This is a genomic window from Halorubrum rutilum (assembly GCF_042665015.1).
Lineage (GTDB): Archaea > Halobacteriota > Halobacteria > Halobacteriales > Haloferacaceae > Halorubrum > Halorubrum rutilum.
Genome location: NZ_JBHTBL010000024.1, coordinates 1 through 2070, shown reverse-complemented (window position 1 = coordinate 2070; position 2070 = coordinate 1). Strand labels below are relative to the sequence as shown.

2 rRNA genes are annotated in these 2070 nt (G+C 57.7%); both read right to left on the bottom strand.

Annotated features, from left to right (window positions below):
• A 5S ribosomal RNA gene (gene rrf / locus ACFQMF_RS15640) occupies positions 1–90 on the bottom strand; the annotation flags it as partial.
• 158 nt (positions 91–248) lie between these two features.
• Positions 249–2070, bottom strand: a 23S ribosomal RNA gene (locus tag ACFQMF_RS15635); the annotation flags it as partial.

Below are 2070 nucleotides of genomic sequence, written 5' to 3'. Positions count from 1 at the left end.
GCTCACTCCAGTACTTCCCGGTACGCTGGCGGGCTTAACTTCCGTGTTCGGAATGGGTACGGGTGTTCCCCCGCCGCTCTGGCCGCCTTTACGCCGACGCTCGGACTCGAACCGAGCCTCCCTGTACTCACCACGAGTACAGCGAGACGCCTGTGTCGGTGGTCCCGATCTGTGTGATCGGCCGACCGTGTATGCGTGCGATCCAGTTACCGCCTGAACTCAACCGAGTGTGGTAGTGTCAGTGCCGTATGATTGTGGCTTCGGTCTGTTAGTGCTCGTGGACTCAACACCTCGTTGCCTCGGTGCGTACATCCCGAGTCTATTGAACTCGTCTTCTACGAGTGACCTCAACGGTACTTCTTTTCCATGTGGGTTTCGAGCTTAGATGCGTTCAGCTCTTACCCCGTGTCGCGTGGCTACCCGGCAGTGCCCGAATGGACAACCGGTACACCAGTGGCGACCAAACGTAGTTCCTCTCGTACTATACGTTCGTTCACGTCAAGTACCTTGACACCCCCAATAGATAGCAGCCGACCTGTCTCACGACGGTCTAAACCCAGCTCACGACCTCCTTTAATAGGCGAACAACCTCACCCTTGCCCGCTTCTGCACGGGCAGGATGGAGGGAACCGACATCGAGGTAGCAAGCCACCCGGTCGATATGTGCTCTTGCGGGTGACGACTCTGTTATCCCTAAGGTAGCTTTTCTGTCATCTACGGGCCCCATTCCGGAGCCTCGTAGGTTCGCTAGACCACGCTTTCGCGTCAGCGTCACTCGTTGGGAATGACACTGTCAGACCATCTTGTGCTCTTGCGCTCTTCGCCGGATTCCCGACCCGGCTGAGATGATCTTCGGGCGCGCTCGATATCTTTTCGAGCGCGTACCGCCCCAGTCAAACTGCCCGGCTACCGGTGTACTCCTCCCGGAGTGAGAGTCGCAGTCACCGACGGGTAGTATTTCAATGCTGTCTGGGTGGCGCGCTGGCGCGCGTACCTCTGTAACGACTCCTACCTATGCTGCACATCGGCGACCACGTCTCAGCGACAGCCTGCAGTAAAGCTCTATAGGGTCTTCGCTTCCCCTTGGGGGTCTCCAGACTCCGCACTGGAACGTACAGTTCACCGGGTCCAACGTTGGGACAGTGGCGCTCTCGTTTATCCATTCATGCAAGCCGCTACTGAAGCGGCAAGGTACTACGCTACCTTAAGAGGGTCATAGTTACCCCCGCCGTTGACGGGTCCTTCGTCCTCTTGTACGAGGTGTTCAGATACCCGCACTGGGCAGGATTCAGTGACCGTACGAGTCCTTGCGGATTTGCGGTCACCTGTGTTGTTATTAGACAGTCGGAGCGCCCGAGTCACTGCGACCTGCCCCGTCGAGGGCAGGCATCCCTTCTTCCGAAGGTACGGGACTAACTTGCCGAATTCCCTAACGTCGGTTCTCCCGACAGGCCGTGGCTTTCGCTGCCAGAGCACCTGTGTCGGATCTCGGTACGGACATCGTGCTTGTCTTTTCACGGGCCCTATGTACGGCTGACTTGCGCTATCTCGCGTTTCGCTCGCTTCGTACCGTGACGGTTTCCACGAGTTTCCACGATTCGACCGGGCAATGCCCGGCTCAGCGTTCCACACGGCGTCGACGTTTACTGCACGATGGCACTGGAATCTTAACCAGTTTCCCGTTGATGCAGTCGAGTTGCGGTGCATCTTAGGACCGGCTGACCCTCGGCTGAGTGGCAGTGCCGAGGAACCCTTGCTCATCAGGCCGTCGAGGTTCTCACCCGACTATCGCTGCTACTGTGACCAGGATTGTCGTTTCTGAACGGTCCACACGAGCTCTCGCCCGCGCTTCCATCCGAACAGAACGCCAACCTACGCGGTTACCCGTGTCACGGGTACGGCCAGGTCTCGGTGGTAGATTTGAGCCCCGATCATTTTGGGCGCCTCAAACCTCGGCCGGTAAGCTGTTACGCTTTTCTTAGAGGGTAGCTGCTTCTAAGCTCACCTCCCGGCTGTTTAGGGCTTGAGACCACCTTCGAATCGCACTTAATCTACACTTTGGGACCTTAA